Consider the following 974-nt stretch of genomic DNA (forward strand, 5'->3'; position numbering starts at 1 on the left):
CTAGATGAGTGAGTCCGATGTGTAAGCAGGTAGCGGACACAGCGAAGGGTGCCGCAGAGTCTTGGTGTGAAACGAGACCTGGACACCCTTCTGACCGCACTCTACGTCTTCTGCGACGACCACGTCGTCGAACCCCGCCATATCGGCCGACCGCCACGGCTGTCGGACGCCGAGCTGCTGTGCCTGGCCATCGCCCAAGTCCTGCTCGGCTTCCCCTCCACCCGTCACTGGATTCGCTTCGTCGGCTCCCGCCTGGGCCACCTGTTCACCTACCTGCCTGGCCAATCCGGATACAACAAGCGCCTCAACAACGCCGGACCACTGATCGCCCGCGCCCTGGACCACCTCGCCCGACAGGCCCCCACCTGGGACGACAACCTGCGGCTGATCGACTCCACCCCGCTACCGTGCGCGGCCTCACGCGAGACCGTCAAACGCTCGGAGCTGGCCGGACAAGCCGGGTACGGGTACTGCCGCTCCCACTCCCGGTTCTTCTGGGGCTACCGGCTCTACCTGGTCACCACCGCCGAGGGCATGCCCATCACGTGGTGTCTGGCCCACCCCAAGATCGGCGAGCGGGAGGTGATGGCCGCCTTGCTGGAACGCGACCACCACCTGATCCGTGCCGGGCAGGTGATCCTGGCCGACAAGGGCTTCGCCGGGCGGGACTTCGAGCGCTTCGTCTCCGAGCGGCTGGGCTGCCATCTGGTGCGTCCCGACCGCAAGGACGAAAAGCCCCATCACGGCAAGCTGGTGCGGTCTCGCCAGTGGATCGAGGCCGTGATCGACACGCTCAAAGGCCAGCTCAGCCTGGAGCAGCACGGAGGACGCACTCCGGCGGGGGTATTCGCCCGTACCGCACAGCGCCTGCTGGCCATGGCCGCGGCGATCTGGCACAACTGGGAGACCAACGCCCCCGTCAAGCGGTCCCTGATCGCCTACGACCACTGAAGACATCGGACTCAATCATCTAG

General features: G+C 66.2%; 1 protein-coding gene. It reads left to right on the forward strand.

Annotated elements, in window-relative coordinates; all coding sequences use genetic code 11:
- Positions 1-66: 66 nt before the first annotated feature.
- Positions 67-951: an IS982 family transposase gene (locus tag ACYVDG_RS32655; RefSeq protein WP_460764158.1), complete on the forward strand. Its 885-nt coding sequence runs from the start codon at positions 67-69 to the stop codon at positions 949-951.
- The last annotated feature ends 23 nt before the right edge of the window (positions 952-974 follow it).

The sequence above is a fragment of the Nocardiopsis oceani genome (assembly GCF_054777395.1).